This window comes from Bradyrhizobium niftali, assembly GCF_004571025.1.
Classification (GTDB): domain Bacteria; phylum Pseudomonadota; class Alphaproteobacteria; order Rhizobiales; family Xanthobacteraceae; genus Bradyrhizobium; species Bradyrhizobium niftali.
Genome location: NZ_SPQT01000004.1, coordinates 240,778 through 253,629 on the forward strand (window position 1 = coordinate 240,778; position 12,852 = coordinate 253,629).

Here is a 12,852-nt window from a genome sequence, read left to right on the forward strand (position 1 = left end):
GGGGTGTTTCCAGCCCGATCGGCCTCGTTGGGCGGCGTCGGACCCATGATCCCCCAAACCGTCGCAATTCTGCGCTAATCTATCGGCCTCACCGGCTCTCACGGCCGGATAGGGAGAACGATCATGGTCACGGGTTTGCAGGAGGTCCGCCGTGCGGCGTTGGTGCTGGCGGTCTCCGCGGTCGCGCTCGCGGGATTTGCCCGCGCAGACGATCCGCCGCAGCCGCGCGCCGAGACGGCGGCCCCAGCCGGACAGAAGGGTGGGCGTGGCAGTGGCGCGCAAAGCGCGCCGCAGACTTCATCGTCAGCCGCCGAGCCGCACCGTCTCCCGTCGGATTCGACCACGAAGCAGACCCTCGATCTGCCCGGCCGCACGCTCAACTTCGCCGCAACCGCCGGCTCGATCCGCGTGTTCGATGGCAAGGGCGAGCCGCTGGCCGACATCGCCTACTCGTCCTACCAACTCGAAGGTGCCGACCGCGCGACGCGCCCCGTGACGTTCCTGTTCAACGGCGGACCCGGCGCGTCCTCGGCATGGCTGCAGTTCGGCGCTGCGGGCCCGTGGCGGCTGCCGCTCGATGGCGAAGCCCTCTCGCCATCGGCCTCGCCCGAGGTGAAGCCGAACGCGGAGACCTGGCTTGATTTCACCGATCTCGTCTTCATCGATCCCGTCAGCACCGGCTACAGCCGGTTCGTTGCGACCGGCGAGGACGCGCGCAAGTCCTTCTATTCCGTCGACGGTGACGTCAACGCGATCGCGCTGGTGATCCGCCGCTGGCTCGAGAAGCATGACCGGCTGGTCTCGCCGAAATACGTTGCAGGCGAGAGTTATGGCGGCATCCGCGGGCCGAAGGTCGTGCGCCAGTTGCAGATCCAGCACGGCGTCGGCGTCAGGGGATTGATCCTGGTGTCGCCGCTGCTCGACTTCCGCGAGTTCACCGGCACCAGCCTCCTGCAATATGTCGCGACGCTGCCGAGCTATGTGGCGGTGGCGCGCGAGGCCAAAGGACCGGTCAAGCGCGCCGATCTCGCCGACGTGGAGGCTTACGCACGCGGCGAATTCCTGGCCGACCTCGTCAAGGGCGAAGCCGACAAGGAGGCCACCAATCGCCTGGCCGACAAGGTCGCCGAGCTCACCGGCATCGATCAGGCGGTGAGCCGCAGGCTCGCCGGCCGTTTCGACGTCGGTGAATTCCGCCGCGAATTCGATCGCAAGAACGGCAAGGTGACGGGACGCTACGATGCCTCCGTGCGCGGCTTCGATCCCTATCCGGATTCCAGCAGCACGCGCTTCGGGGATCCCTCGGGCGACGCGCTCCAGGCGCCGCTGACGAGCGCCGCGGTCGACGTGTTGACCCGCAAGCTCAACTGGCGGCCCGACGGCTCCTACGAAGTCCTCAACGGCGCCGTCGAGGGCCAGTGGGATTTCGGCCGCGGCATCAACCCGCCGCAGTCAGTGTCCGAGCTGCGCCAGATCCTCGCTACAGATGCGAAGCTGAGCGTCGTAGTCGCACACGGCCTGTTCGATCTCGCCACGCCCTATTTCGGAACGAAGCGGGTGCTCGACCAGTTGCCGGCGTTCGCGACCCAGCGGATCAAGTTCGTCGTCTATCCCGGCGGCCACATGTTCTATTCGCGCGACGGCTCGCGGCAGGCGTTTCGGGGCGAGGTCGAGGGATTGATCAGGGAGTAGGCCGGCGCTTGCGCGGCGGATATCTCCGCGCGATCTCGCGCGCCACGACGCTCGCAGGCTTGACGTTGGCACCTGCGATCCAGATGTCGCTGACCTTGCCGCGCTTGTCGCGGACACGACGCACCGGCTCGCCGTGACTGGAATAGCCGGCGGCCCAGAAGAGCTTGCCAGCATCACGGCCGGTGACCTCGATCTCGGCGGCATCCATGAACGGATTGTTGAACTGCGGATTGGCGATCAGCACGCGGTTGCCCATCGGCACCAGATCGGCCGCGCCCCACATCGTCCACCAGCGGCCGGTCCAGTCGCGCAGGCGCCGGTCGGGCGCGCCGCGGGTCTTGAAGACGCGTAGGATCTGCATCGCCCCGTCCATCCAGAGCGGCGCCGCGCCGTCGATGGAGTTGCTGAGGATGCTGATCGCGAGCTCGCAAGCGGGGATGGAGCAGGTCCGCGAGATGTAGCCCTGGAAACCGCCGCCATGGCCGAACCAGTCCCAGCCGTCGGTCTTGCCGGCGTTGACGCCGAGGCCGTAATAGCCCTCGAAACTCTGCGGGATGCGCCAATGGTGCCGCGTCATCTCGCGGCGGCTCGCGACCGACAGCACGCTTTTTCTTGCGTTGGGGGCAAGCTGTGCGAAGAAGCGGGCGGTGTCGCCGGCGGTGGCGACGAAGCCCGCGGCCGACGCCATCGCATAGGCGGGATTGTCGCCGGGGATCACGCATCGCTCGCCGAACGGCAGCGTTCGGGTATGGCCGCGCGCGAACGGCGCCCCTTTGGGAAGCGGTACGTTTGGCTCGGTCTCGCGCAGGCCCGCGGGTTCGATGATCTCGCGCCTGATCCAGGCCGGGTAGGGCTCTTTCGTGATCGCTTCGATCACGAGACCAATCAGGCCAAAGCCATGATTGGAATATTTGAAGCGCGTGCCGGGCTCGATCGCGGTCGGCAGTTTCAGCTCCGCGAGCAGCTCCCTGGCGTTGAGATAGGCGCGGCTGTCGATGAACTGGCCGGAATCGGCGCCGTCGCGCGTCAGCCCCGCGCTGTGCGAGAGCACCTGCGCAATCGTCGTCTCGGCGACGCGCGGATGCAGGCCGGCGACATATTGGCCGACGGTGTCGTCGAGCCGGATCTTGCGCTGCTCGCGCAGCTTCATGATGCCGGCGGAGGTAAAGCTCTTCGAGTGCGAGGCGATGCGGAAGCGGTGGCGCGGGGTGAGCTTCTCGCCGGTGTCGAGATTGGCAAGGCCGAAGGCGTGCTCGGCGACGACCTCGCCGCGATGGGCGAATGCGATGATGACGCCCGGCTGTTGGACTGTCGTCTGTTGGAATTCGACCCAGGAGCCGATGTAGTCGATCGCGGAATGCAGCCAACTGTCCATTGCGCACCGGTTTGCGAGGGAAGGATTGGTGCGAGGCTAGCCGAGAAAGCAGAACCGGCACAACCCCGAGGTCGTGCCGGTTCGCGTCGTACGGAAACCAGATGGCTTAGTAGACGAGCGTCGCGCCGGTCGGCTTGTCGAGCGCCGCGGCCAGCGAGCGATACTCGGAGCTGTCGGTGCCGGCGAGCGAGGCGATCTTGTTCAGGTGATATTGCGCCTGCTCGCGGTTGCCCTGCTCGAGCTGCCAGAGGCCGTAATACTGCCAGGTGCGGACGTGGTTCGGATCGTCCTTCAGCGCCAGTTCGTAATAGACCTTCGACGACTGGTAGTCGCCGAGCTTGCGATAGGAATAGCCGATCAGATTGGCGACGTCGGCGACGTCGTCGCGCTTGAGCGACTTCAACTGATCGATCGCGCCCGTGTAGTTATGGTCGTCGTAGATCGTGGTGTAGGCGGTGCGATAGGCAGCAAGGAATTTCGGATCGCTGACGGAGGAGCTCTTCTTCTTGCCCTTCTTGGTCGACGTGTCCGACTTCGGCGGCGAGGAGGGGTCGTCGCCGCCCGCGGCATAGGCGCTGGTCAGCACCGGCCCGGCAGCGAGCGTCATCGAAACGAGTCCCGGCAGCAGAAGCATTGAGAGTTTGCGCATCTAAGTTCTCCCGTATGAAGCGTGGCGATCCTACACGATTGCCTGAAGACCGGAACACCCGCCGGGCAAAAACATTCCCGGCCGCCCCGGTCCCTTCGCCCTGCCGCAGATGACAAACTTGTCATCCAGATGAACGGAAGCCTGCAGCCGGCTTCAGACTGGGTTCAGCGCGCGAGATCTAGGCTCCCACCTACGATCGAAGGGGTTGGCGAGAGGGCGCCCGCCTCAAGATCCTTCCAAGAGGAGACAAACCATGTTGAAGACCATTTCCGCAGCCTTGCTCGCAGCTTCCGTGATCGCAGCTCCGGCCTTCGCGGCCGAGGCCGGCAAGACCACCACGACCGCGCCGGTGATCAAGGCGGACCAGAGCCAGACCAAGACGTCGAACACCGCCGCGAAACCGGACGCCGGCGTCAAGGCCGACACCAAGGCCGCCGACGTCAAGGCGGATGCCAAGGTCGACGCCAAGTCGAAGACGATGAATGCGAACGCCGCGGTCACGCCCGACGAGCACAAGACCGTGCGTACGCATCGCCATCACCACAAGCATCTGTCGGCCAAGAAGTCGCTGAAGGCGCAGCCGGACGTCACCAAGCCGGTGACGACCGAGAAGCGCAGCTAACGACTGATCCCGCGCGGCGGCATCCCTGGCATTGCCCTGCTGGCGCGTGCGGAATTCAGGCCCGGTCCGTTGTCCCGGCGTCTTGCGCGAAAGCGCAAGGCACCGGCGGCGGGCCGGTGCGCCTGCAAGCGAATTCCCTTCGCGCAACCTTGGGGCTAGAACAGCTCCCTGATCTGAGCGAGCGGAGAGCGTGACCTGTGGGGCGATTGGCGAAACGTGCGGCGAGCCTGCTATTGATCCTGGCATTGCCGCTGGCGCTCGCGGGGTGTTTCGGCAGCGACGGTGACCGTCCGACCCTGATGGCCGAGACCCAGGCTGGAGGTCCTCAGCCTTTTCCCGACAATTTCCGCGGTGACACGCTCGCCTTGATGCGCGCCTATCTGAACAATCCGGTCGGCGTGCGCGAGGCCGGCTTGGCCGAGCCGGTGCTGCGCGAGGTCGGCGGTCGACAGTTCTACGTGAGCTGCCTGCGCTTCACGCCCCGCGAGACCGACGGCAGCTACAAGGCCATGCGCGAGCGCGCCGTCGTCTTCGTCAACGGACGGGCCGACCGCGTCCTCGATCGCGCCAGCGAGTTCTGTACCGGCGCGGTTTACGCACCCTTTCCGGAACTGGAAAAGATGACGCGGTAGCGCAAAGCCCGCCTTCATCGGCTGGTGCTAGGACAGAAGCCGCCGGAGCCGCTGGATCACATTTTGGCGAGCTTTGAACGGGGCGGGTTAGCCTTGCGACAGATCGTTACGGCAAGCCTTGCGTGGGTGACAGAAACAGTCGGTGCGAGGCAACGTGACGGAACAAAATCGCGATGTTGCCACCCCGTCACAGTACCGAAAGATCAACGTTCCGGCATCGCCGCGAAGCAACCAAATTCACGCCACGTTGTTTGCTGAGGGTCGATTTTGAAAGAACGGGGATGGATATGAAAACGATTTTGCTGGGCGCAGTCGCTCTGCTTGCGCTAGCCGCGCCGGCCGCAGCGGCCGACATGCAGCCGCGCCCCTATACCAAGGCACCGGCCTATACGCCGCCGCAGGTGATTTACAATTGGACCGGCTTCTACATCGGCGGCCATGTCGGCGGCGCGTTCGCCGGTGACAGCAGCTTCCAGTCGAGCGACGCCCGCTTCCTGGGCGGCGTGCAGGGCGGCTTCGACTACCAGTTCGCGCCCAATTGGGTCGTGGGTGTCGAGGCGCAGTATTCCTGGCTGCCGACCAACAACAACGGTGTCACGTTCCCGCTGGGAACGCAGGTGACGTCCAATACCGACCAACTCGGGTCGGTGACTGGCCGGATCGGCTACACGTGGGGTCCGACGCTGCTCTATGCCAAGGGTGGTTACGCCTGGCGCAATGGCGGCCTTGGCGTCAACATCGCCGGCGTGCCGCAGACCTTCACCGCCACCGGTAACAACAAGGACGGCTACACCGTCGGCGCTGGCCTCGAATACATGTTCGCGCCGAGCTGGTCGGCCAAGGCCGAGTACCAGTACTACAATTTCGGCAGTACCACGTTCACCTCCGGGCCGGCCGACATCGTCGGCGTCCGCGGCCGGGAGGACGAGCATACGGTCAAGGTCGGTGTGAACTACCGCTTCGGCTGGGGCGGTCCGTCAGCCTCGCGCTACTGACCCGCCAGCAGCAGTCCCAGATCTGACGAAAGGCCGGCTCGCGCCGGCCTTTCGTTTGCCCACCCGTCGTTAGCCAGCCCGTTGTTTGCTTGGCGTGAACCATCTGGCGCGTCATTTGCAAGCAAACATTCCGGCGCGCGCCTTCTCACGCGTGTCATGGGGCCGGCGTAAAGCAAAAATAATCTTTGCCGCTTACGGAACTCGCGCTCCGGAACGCGTTATATGAGAATTACAGGGCTGGTGGGACGACGGTCATGCGTATCTTGGTGTCGGCAGCAGTGCTCTCGTGCTTGGTCGCCGTGCCATGCTCTGCTCAAACAATCCTCAAATCCGAGCCTCTGATGCTGGCACCCTATGAGGTGGCCTTCGTCAAGGACGCCTCCTGTCCCTCCGGCAAGGTGTTGAAGGTCACCGGCGCGATCCGCGGGCTGCACCGCCGCAAGGCCTGCGTGGCGCTGGCGGGCGAGCAGGCATCGCTGGCGACGGCGACGCCCTGAATCCTCCGGCTGCTTCCGGCTCGACCTCACGAATTCAGCTGAAGCTCAATCCTGGACTGGCGCTCGGCCTCGGCTTTGTTCGTGGCGGGGTCCTCGCCCTGCGCTGCCCGGCAGGGCTTGATCTCGTAGTCGTTGTCGAGCACCCGGCGCGGCCCGGCACGCTCGTCGTCGGCACTGATATCCACGACGAGACCGCTCCGCTGCGCCAATTTCCAGACGTCGGACTCATCAGGATAGGCCTTGCTGATCTGGGCGTCGTTGCAGAACAAGGCGTAGGGCATTCTTCCCGCTCCCGGAAAGCGCATTAACGACTTCACCGGCGCGGGGTTCCGGCGGACGCGTAATCACGGGGGCGTGATCGGGGCGCCAGGGTCCTTGAGTCGTAAACGAGTCCTGAATCCCCAAAAAAAGAATCCCTGGGACTCTCCGGCCGGAATCAGCGGATGTTTTCGGCCATGACGAGCGACCTGAAAACCTCCTGCGGGCACATGCTCCTGCCGCTGACGGTGGCGCTGCTCGGTGCCTGCGCAGCCAATCTCTGGCTGGTTTGGTCCTGGCTGTAGGTCCCTGACGGCCTGCCTGCCTGCCTTACTTGGAGGCCGGCGGAGGTGGGGCGGCGTCGCGGATGGCGGCGCGGGCTTTTGTCAGGGTCGCCGCGCAATATTCCTCGCGCTCGCGCTCGAACCGCTCCTGATGCTTGCGGAAATTGGCGATCCTGGCCTGCATCTCGGTGCGGAAATCGCCACCCGTGCGGGGCGGCGGGACCTGGACGGGCCGAGCCTCGGGGGCCGGGGGAGATACCGCCGGTGGCGGGTCGGTTTCGGCCGCAATGGCCTGCACGGTCGCGATCTCCGTGGTCACCGCGAACGCAGCAGGCGGGCTTTCCGGCGGATGGAGGTCATCCTTCTTGCCGGTTACCGATTGGACGAAGGCCAGTGTCTGCGCGATCAGTGCGTCGCGCTCCGTGATCCACTTCATGGGCCACCCCTGTTGGGGCCATTCCACCAAAGCTCGAGGGGCGAATCAAGAAGGTATCCTGCAAGGGATTGCATATTTTTCCCGGGCGCCCGACAGTGGGCGGATGGATGCCGGAAAAGAGAAGTCGGACGAAGTCGAGGGCTTGAGGCTTGTTCGCGCGTTCCTGTCGCTGTCGCCCGACAAGCGGGCAGAGGTGATCGCGTTCGTCGAGGAATTGGCGCGTGCCCATGGACGGCCCAGGGAGGGCGAGGGCACATCTCCGAAGGGCACATCCCCGAGGTGAGCGCTATCTCTGGCGCGGATTGACGTTGGGCACGAAGGGCGCCCCGACCACCCGGACCGCCGCCGGGGTTGCGGCATTGACCGGCCTGTTGTCGGCGACCCGCCGCTCCGGAGCCTGTCCGAGGACCGGCTCGTACAGCGCAAGCGTGCCGGCGACGACGACGCAGCAGAGCGTCACCGCCCCCAGCAAGAACATGTTTCGATGGTCTGCCCTGATCTGCATGGGGCAAGAACGAGCGACGCACGCCGTTGGTTCCGCGCCGCCGATACGGGAGCAGGCATCCTGAAAAAGGCGGCCGAAGCTTACGCCAAGCTACGGCGGGACTCCAAAGAGTTATTTTTCGGTAAGAGCACCGGTATCATTTGGCATCAAATTTTAACGTCCGCCGGTTCCAATGCACGTTGCTGGGATTACGCCCTCGACTGGACATCATTGGATCTTGCGATGAGCTTTTTGAACAATTTGAAGATCGTGTGGAAGGTCGCGCTGATCGTGGCCGTGATGGGCTGTGCGATGGTTGGCGTCGCCACCTTTGGCACGCGCGAACTCGCCGCGACCGTCGACGGGTTTGCCGAGCTCTCCGCCACGCAGTCCTCGGCGCTCAACCTCACCCGCGCCCAGCGCCGCGCCGAGACCTATCACGCGGCGCTCTATGCGGTCTTCACCGAGGCGACGGAGGCCGGCAACGCCAACCGTCTCAAGATCGCGACCCAGAACCGCGACGAAATCCGCCAATATCTGGACGCGGCGGAGCAGGACGACCCAACGCGCGCGAGCCAGATCAGGAGCATCGGCGACCAGTTGAAAGCCGTGTTCGCCGGCTGCGATCCGGTGCTGAAGGCTGGCTCGCAGGCGAGCACCTCGGAAGACAATGCCAAGGCCGCAGACCGGGCGCACAAGGAGTGCGACCCGGTGATGGACGCGGCCCTGGCCCGCATCGCCCAGTTCGTGACCGAGACCGCGCAGGCGGTTGCCAAGCGCAAGGAAGCCATCAACCGCGACGCCCGCTCCGCGACCTGGACCGTGATGGGCGTCAGCGCCGGCGGCCTGATCCTCGGCATCGCGATCGCGCTGTTCATCGGCCTCAATGCGATGTCTCGGCCGATCGCCCGGCTCAAGCTCGCCATGGAAGGCCTTGCCCGCAATGATCTCAAGACCGAGGTGCCCGAGAAGGATCGCCGCGACGAGATCGGCGACATGGCCAGGACCGTCGAAGTGTTCAAGACCAACGGGCTCGAAGTGGAGCGGCTCAAGGCGGCGCAGGCGGAAGCCGAGAAGCAGGCCGCCGAGCAGCGCCGCCGCGACATGGTCAACCTGGCCGACGGCTTCGAACGTGCGGTCGGCGAGATCATCGAAACGGTCGGGTCCGCGTCCACCGAGCTTGAGGCGTCGTCCTCGACCTTGGCCACCACCGCGCAGCGCGCGCAGGAGCTGACCTCGGTCGTCGTGGCCGCTTCGGGCGAAGCCACCGGCAACGTGCAGTCGGTTGCGACCGCCACGGAAGAGCTGTCCTCCTCGGTCAACGAGATCAGCCGGCAGGTGCAGGAATCGGCGCGGATGGCGGGCGAAGCCGTCAACCAGGCGCGCACCACGACCGAGCGCGTCAGCGAGCTTTCGGTTGCCGCCACGCGGATCGGCGATGTCGTCGAGCTGATCAACACCATTGCCGGCCAGACCAATCTGCTGGCGCTGAACGCCACCATCGAAGCCGCACGCGCCGGCGAGGCCGGCCGCGGCTTCGCGGTCGTCGCCTCCGAGGTGAAGACGCTGGCCGAGCAGACCGCGAAGGCGACCGGCGAGATCAGCCAGCAGATTTCCGGCATCCAGACCGCGACCCAGGAATCCGTCAACGCGATCCGCGATATCTCTGCGACGATCGAGCGGCTCTCGGAAGTGTCGTCGACCATCGCCGCGGCCGTCGAGGAGCAGGGCGCCGCGACCCAGGAAATCTCGCGCAACGTGCAGCAGGCCGCTCACGGCACCCAGCAGGTCTCCTCGAACATCACCGACGTGCAGCGCGGCGCGGCCGAAACCGGCTCGGCCTCCTCGCAGGTGCTCTCGACCGCAAAGATGCTGGCGACCGACAGCAACCGGCTGAAGGACGAAGTCGGAAAATTCCTCCGGATGGTGCGCGCCGCCTGAGTCCGCGCGGCTGCATCCGTCCGCCGCGCCGATAGCGCCTATTGTGGCAGCAGAAATGCAAGCACGATGACGAACAGCACGGCCGTCATGATGACGGCCGTAGCTGCACCGGCGACCATTTTGGCCTTCTCTCGTGCGGTGGTGGGGCGCATGAAAATTCCAACGAGACCGATGAGGTGAGCGGGTTCGCTTGCGGACCATTTCGGACAGCAGGCTCTCCTTGTATAGTGCGTTTGCGCCGGAATCTCGATTCGCGTGCTCTCTGATGATCCCCAATCGTCCGCCCGTGCTCGCCCACGAACGCTTCGTTGCCGACCGCGACAATTTCGCGGGCCTCGATCTCGCCGCGCGGTTCGAGCGGATCGAGCGGACCAACCTGTGGGGCGCGGCCACTTCGGTCTCGGGCCTCGGCTCGGAGGATCCCGTCACGGCCGCGATCCGGCACGCGCTTCCTGCACTGCTGCAACGGCTCGGCGCGCGCTCGCTGCTCGATGCGCCCTGCGGCGATGCGGGCTGGATCGGCCGCATGAAGCTCGATCTCGACTACATCGGCATCGATATCGTGCCGTCGCTGATCGAGGCCAATAGCGAGCGCGCGGCACGAGGTGAACTGGCCGGTCGCTTCCGCGTTGCGGACATCACGCGCGATGCGCTGCCGGCTGCCGACGTGATCCTGTGCCGCGACTGCCTGGTTCATTTGAGCTTTGACAACATCCTCCGCGCCGTCACGAACTTTCGTGCGAGCGGCGCGCGCTTCCTGATGGTCACGACGTTTCCCCAATGGGATGCAAATCGCGACTGCGAGGACGGCGACTGGCGCGCGCTGAACATGGAGACGGCGCCGTTCAACTGGCCGGCGCCGCGCGAACTGATCAACGAGCGCTGCGAGGAGGGCGGCGGTGGCTGGCGCGACAAGAGCCTCGGGCTCTGGCGGCTGGATGAATTGCCCGATCGCGTCCGCGTTGCCACGGGGATGTGACGGACGCAGCCGGAACGTCCGTTGCCTCAGTGATTGCCGTCGCGCTACATTTCTGGTTGCATGAAGCCGTCTCGCGTTGCGGGACGGTGCCGGAGCACGCCATGAGACAAAGCGTTGTGGTCGTCGCCATGCTGATCTGGTGCTGCGCGCCGGCGCTGGCGCAGCAGGAGGGCGCTGCGCTCTACGCGAGCCACTGCGCGCAATGTCACGATGCCGGCAATGCCCAAAGCCGTGTGCCGGGCCGCAGCGCCATGCAGGGAATGTCGTTCGATCATGTGCTGGGGACACTGACCTCCGGCAGCATGGCGGCGATGGCGAAGGAGCGTAGCGACGAGGAACGCCGCGCGATTGCTGCCTTCGTCACCGGCAAGACTGCGGCTGGCGACGCTGCGATCGAAGCGCAGGGGCGCTGCGCGCAGCAGGTCAGTGCCTTTCCGCAACCGCTTGACGGTCCACGCTGGAACGGGTGGGGCGTCGACGCTGGCAATAGCCGCTTCCAGCCGACCGACATGGCGGGGCTGACCGCGGAAGAGGTGCCGCGCCTGCGGCTGAAATGGGCTTACGCCTTTCCCGGCGCCTCGGTGTCGTTTGCGCCGCCGACGATCGTCGGCGGCCTGCTGTTCATCGGCGGTACCGACCGCAAGGTGCACGCTCTCGATGCGCGAAGCGGCTGCACGCTGTGGACGTTGCCGACCGATGCCGCGGTGCGCGCCGCGATCAGCTTCGCGCCGCTTCCCGGTACCGATCAGTTCGCGATCTTCTTCGGTGACTTGCGCGCCAATGCCTATGCCGTGAACGCGCTGACCGGCGCGCTGATCTGGAAGACGAAGGTCGAGGAGCATCCGACCGCGCGCATCACCGGCGCGCCGACGCTGCATTCCGGCGTGCTCTACGTGCCGGTGTCCTCGCTCGAGGAGGCCGCCGGCTCGCAAGCCAGTTACGAATGCTGCACTTTCCGCGGCAGCGTGGTGGCGCTGGAGGCCCTGACCGGCAAGCCGGTGTGGCAGGCCTACACGATCCCGGAAGTGCCGCATCCGACCAGCAAGAATACGAGAGGCACGCAGCTGTTCGGCCCGTCCGGCGCCGCGGTGTGGTCGGCGCCGACGATCGATCCGAAGCGCAACGCCGTCTACGTCGCGACCAGCAACTCCTACTCGAATCCGCCGGCCGCAACCGCCGATGCGATCCTCGCGTTCGAGCTTGCGACCGGAAAGCTGCTCTGGAAGCAACAGGCGACCCCGAAGGACGCCTTCATCGTGGCGTGCTACGGTGCGGACAGGACCAATTGTCCTGACGAGCACGGCCCCGATCACGATTTCGGCCAGTCGCCGATCCTCGTGACCCTGCGCGACGGCAGGCGTGTTCTTGCCATCGCGCAGAAGTCCGGCGTCGTGCACGCGCTCGACCCTGATGATGGCGGCAAGATCCTGTGGCAGACGCGGGTCGGCAAGGGCGGTGCGCTCGGCGGCAGCGAATGGGGCTCGGCCGCCGACCAGGACCGCATCTACGTCGCGAACTCCGACGTGCGTTTCCTGCACGATGGCACGCGGCGGCTCGATTCCACCCAAGGCGGCGGCCTGTTCGGCCTCGATCTCGCCAGCGGGAAGATTGCGATGGAAGTGTCTCCCGTCGCCTGCGGCGATCGCCTCCAATGCAGCCCCGCGCTGTCGGCGGCGGTGAGCCTGATCCCCGGTGTCGTGTTCTCCGGCGGCGTCAGCGGCTTCTTGCGCGCCTACGCCACAGCCGACGGCAAGCTGCTGTGGGAGTTCGATACCGCGCGAGACTATACGGCCGTGAACGGCGTCCCCGCCCATGGCGGCGCGATCGACGGCCCCGGGCCGGTCATCGCCGGCGGCATGCTCTACACCAATTCCGGCTACGGCCAGTGGAGCGGCGTCGCCGGCAACGTGCTGCTGGCGTTCGAGGTTGGGAAGGAGTGAGGGCGAGCATAGGTGCATTGCTCCACCAACTCGTCATTGCGGGCGTAGCGAAGCAATCCAGACTCTTC

14 protein-coding genes are annotated in these 12,852 nt (G+C 65.8%); 9 read left to right on the plus strand and 5 right to left on the minus strand.

From position 1 onward, the window contains the following. Positions 1 to 123: 123 nt before the first annotated feature. A complete protein-coding gene (locus tag E4K65_RS11905) occupies positions 124 to 1,692 on the plus strand; it encodes a S10 family peptidase (RefSeq protein ID WP_135174310.1) in 1,569 nt (522 codons plus the stop codon). On the opposite strand, the gene E4K65_RS11910 is transcribed toward E4K65_RS11905, so the two are convergent. Together E4K65_RS11910 and E4K65_RS11915 are read right to left on the minus strand one after the other, a co-directional pair. Next, positions 1,682 to 3,067, minus strand: a complete 1,386-nt coding sequence (locus E4K65_RS11910; RefSeq protein ID WP_135174311.1) for a serine hydrolase domain-containing protein — start codon at positions 3,065 to 3,067, stop codon at positions 1,682 to 1,684. The two genes, E4K65_RS11905 and E4K65_RS11910, sit on opposite strands and share 11 nt — an antisense overlap. Before the next feature lie 106 nt (positions 3,068 to 3,173). Next, positions 3,174 to 3,716 (minus strand): tetratricopeptide repeat protein, encoded by a 543-nt coding sequence (locus E4K65_RS11915; protein WP_135174312.1) that lies wholly within the window; start codon positions 3,714 to 3,716, stop codon positions 3,174 to 3,176. A gap of 253 nt (positions 3,717 to 3,969) precedes the next feature. Here E4K65_RS11915 and E4K65_RS11920 point away from each other — a divergent pair, with 253 nt between their 5' ends. The 4 genes from E4K65_RS11920 (at position 3,970) to E4K65_RS49755 (ending at position 6,462) form a co-directional block, all read left to right on the plus strand. Beyond that, positions 3,970 to 4,338, plus strand: coding sequence for a His-rich protein BRANT (locus E4K65_RS11920; RefSeq protein WP_135174313.1), 369 nt, complete (start codon positions 3,970 to 3,972; stop codon positions 4,336 to 4,338). A 197-nt stretch (positions 4,339 to 4,535) separates the two neighbouring features. After that, entirely contained in the window at positions 4,536 to 4,970 is a 435-nt protein-coding gene (locus E4K65_RS11925) for a hypothetical protein (RefSeq protein WP_235885585.1), read from the plus strand. Between the two features lie 287 nt (positions 4,971 to 5,257). Then, positions 5,258 to 5,965 carry an outer membrane protein gene (locus E4K65_RS11930; protein ID WP_167770738.1) on the plus strand — a complete coding sequence of 236 codons (708 nt, stop codon included), beginning with the start codon at positions 5,258 to 5,260 and terminating at the stop codon, positions 5,963 to 5,965. A gap of 254 nt (positions 5,966 to 6,219) precedes the next feature. Beyond that, complete coding sequence (locus E4K65_RS49755; RefSeq protein WP_092191392.1) at positions 6,220 to 6,462, plus strand: DUF6719 family protein; 243 nt, start codon at positions 6,220 to 6,222, stop codon at positions 6,460 to 6,462. A gap of 26 nt (positions 6,463 to 6,488) precedes the next feature. Here the strand turns inward: E4K65_RS49755 and E4K65_RS11940 are convergent, their stop codons facing one another. Further along, positions 6,489 to 6,743 (minus strand): hypothetical protein, encoded by a 255-nt coding sequence (locus tag E4K65_RS11940; RefSeq protein ID WP_135174315.1) that lies wholly within the window; start codon positions 6,741 to 6,743, stop codon positions 6,489 to 6,491. Between the two features lie 307 nt (positions 6,744 to 7,050). After that, positions 7,051 to 7,440 (minus strand): hypothetical protein, encoded by a 390-nt coding sequence (locus tag E4K65_RS11945; RefSeq protein WP_135174316.1) that lies wholly within the window; start codon positions 7,438 to 7,440, stop codon positions 7,051 to 7,053. Positions 7,441 to 7,543: 103 nt separating this feature from the next. On the opposite strand from E4K65_RS11945, the gene E4K65_RS11950 reads away from it, so the two are divergent. Then, the gene (locus tag E4K65_RS11950) at positions 7,544 to 7,723 is read left to right on the plus strand and encodes a hypothetical protein (protein ID WP_135174317.1); all 180 of its coding nucleotides are present in this window, start codon (positions 7,544 to 7,546) and stop codon (positions 7,721 to 7,723) included. Positions 7,724 to 7,726: 3 nt separating this feature from the next. On the opposite strand, the gene E4K65_RS11955 is transcribed toward E4K65_RS11950, so the two are convergent. Further along, positions 7,727 to 7,918, minus strand: coding sequence for a hypothetical protein (locus tag E4K65_RS11955; protein WP_135174318.1), 192 nt, complete (start codon positions 7,916 to 7,918; stop codon positions 7,727 to 7,729). A 249-nt stretch (positions 7,919 to 8,167) separates the two neighbouring features. On the opposite strand from E4K65_RS11955, the gene E4K65_RS11960 reads away from it, so the two are divergent. The 3 genes from E4K65_RS11960 to E4K65_RS11970 all read left to right on the plus strand — a co-directional run bounded on the left by E4K65_RS11960 (position 8,168) and on the right by E4K65_RS11970 (position 12,784). Beyond that, a complete protein-coding gene (locus E4K65_RS11960; protein WP_135174319.1) occupies positions 8,168 to 9,865 on the plus strand; it encodes a methyl-accepting chemotaxis protein in 1,698 nt (565 codons plus the stop codon). Between the two features lie 265 nt (positions 9,866 to 10,130). Continuing rightward, on the plus strand, positions 10,131 to 10,844 hold the full coding sequence (locus E4K65_RS11965) for a class I SAM-dependent methyltransferase (RefSeq protein ID WP_135174320.1): 714 nt from the start codon (positions 10,131 to 10,133) through the stop codon (positions 10,842 to 10,844). Positions 10,845 to 10,945: 101 nt separating this feature from the next. Then, on the plus strand, positions 10,946 to 12,784 hold the full coding sequence (locus tag E4K65_RS11970; protein ID WP_135174321.1) for an outer membrane protein assembly factor BamB family protein: 1,839 nt from the start codon (positions 10,946 to 10,948) through the stop codon (positions 12,782 to 12,784). Positions 12,785 to 12,852 lie beyond the last annotated feature (68 nt).

Coding starts and splice junctions, on each gene's coding strand:
- E4K65_RS11905 (WP_135174310.1), top strand. CDS start 124: ATGGTCACGGGTTTGCAGGAGGTCCGCCGTGCGGCGTTGGTGCTGGCG.
- E4K65_RS11910 (WP_135174311.1), bottom strand. CDS start 3,067: ATGGACAGTTGGCTGCATTCCGCGATCGACTACATCGGCTCCTGGGTC.
- E4K65_RS11915 (WP_135174312.1), bottom strand. CDS start 3,716: ATGCGCAAACTCTCAATGCTTCTGCTGCCGGGACTCGTTTCGATGACG.
- E4K65_RS11920 (WP_135174313.1), top strand. CDS start 3,970: ATGTTGAAGACCATTTCCGCAGCCTTGCTCGCAGCTTCCGTGATCGCA.
- E4K65_RS11930 (WP_167770738.1), top strand. CDS start 5,258: ATGAAAACGATTTTGCTGGGCGCAGTCGCTCTGCTTGCGCTAGCCGCG.
- E4K65_RS49755 (WP_092191392.1), top strand. CDS start 6,220: ATGCGTATCTTGGTGTCGGCAGCAGTGCTCTCGTGCTTGGTCGCCGTG.
- E4K65_RS11940 (WP_135174315.1), bottom strand. CDS start 6,743: ATGCCCTACGCCTTGTTCTGCAACGACGCCCAGATCAGCAAGGCCTAT.
- E4K65_RS11945 (WP_135174316.1), bottom strand. CDS start 7,440: ATGAAGTGGATCACGGAGCGCGACGCACTGATCGCGCAGACACTGGCC.
- E4K65_RS11950 (WP_135174317.1), top strand. CDS start 7,544: ATGGATGCCGGAAAAGAGAAGTCGGACGAAGTCGAGGGCTTGAGGCTT.
- E4K65_RS11955 (WP_135174318.1), bottom strand. CDS start 7,918: ATGTTCTTGCTGGGGGCGGTGACGCTCTGCTGCGTCGTCGTCGCCGGC.
- E4K65_RS11960 (WP_135174319.1), top strand. CDS start 8,168: ATGAGCTTTTTGAACAATTTGAAGATCGTGTGGAAGGTCGCGCTGATC.
- E4K65_RS11965 (WP_135174320.1), top strand. CDS start 10,131: ATGATCCCCAATCGTCCGCCCGTGCTCGCCCACGAACGCTTCGTTGCC.
- E4K65_RS11970 (WP_135174321.1), top strand. CDS start 10,946: ATGAGACAAAGCGTTGTGGTCGTCGCCATGCTGATCTGGTGCTGCGCG.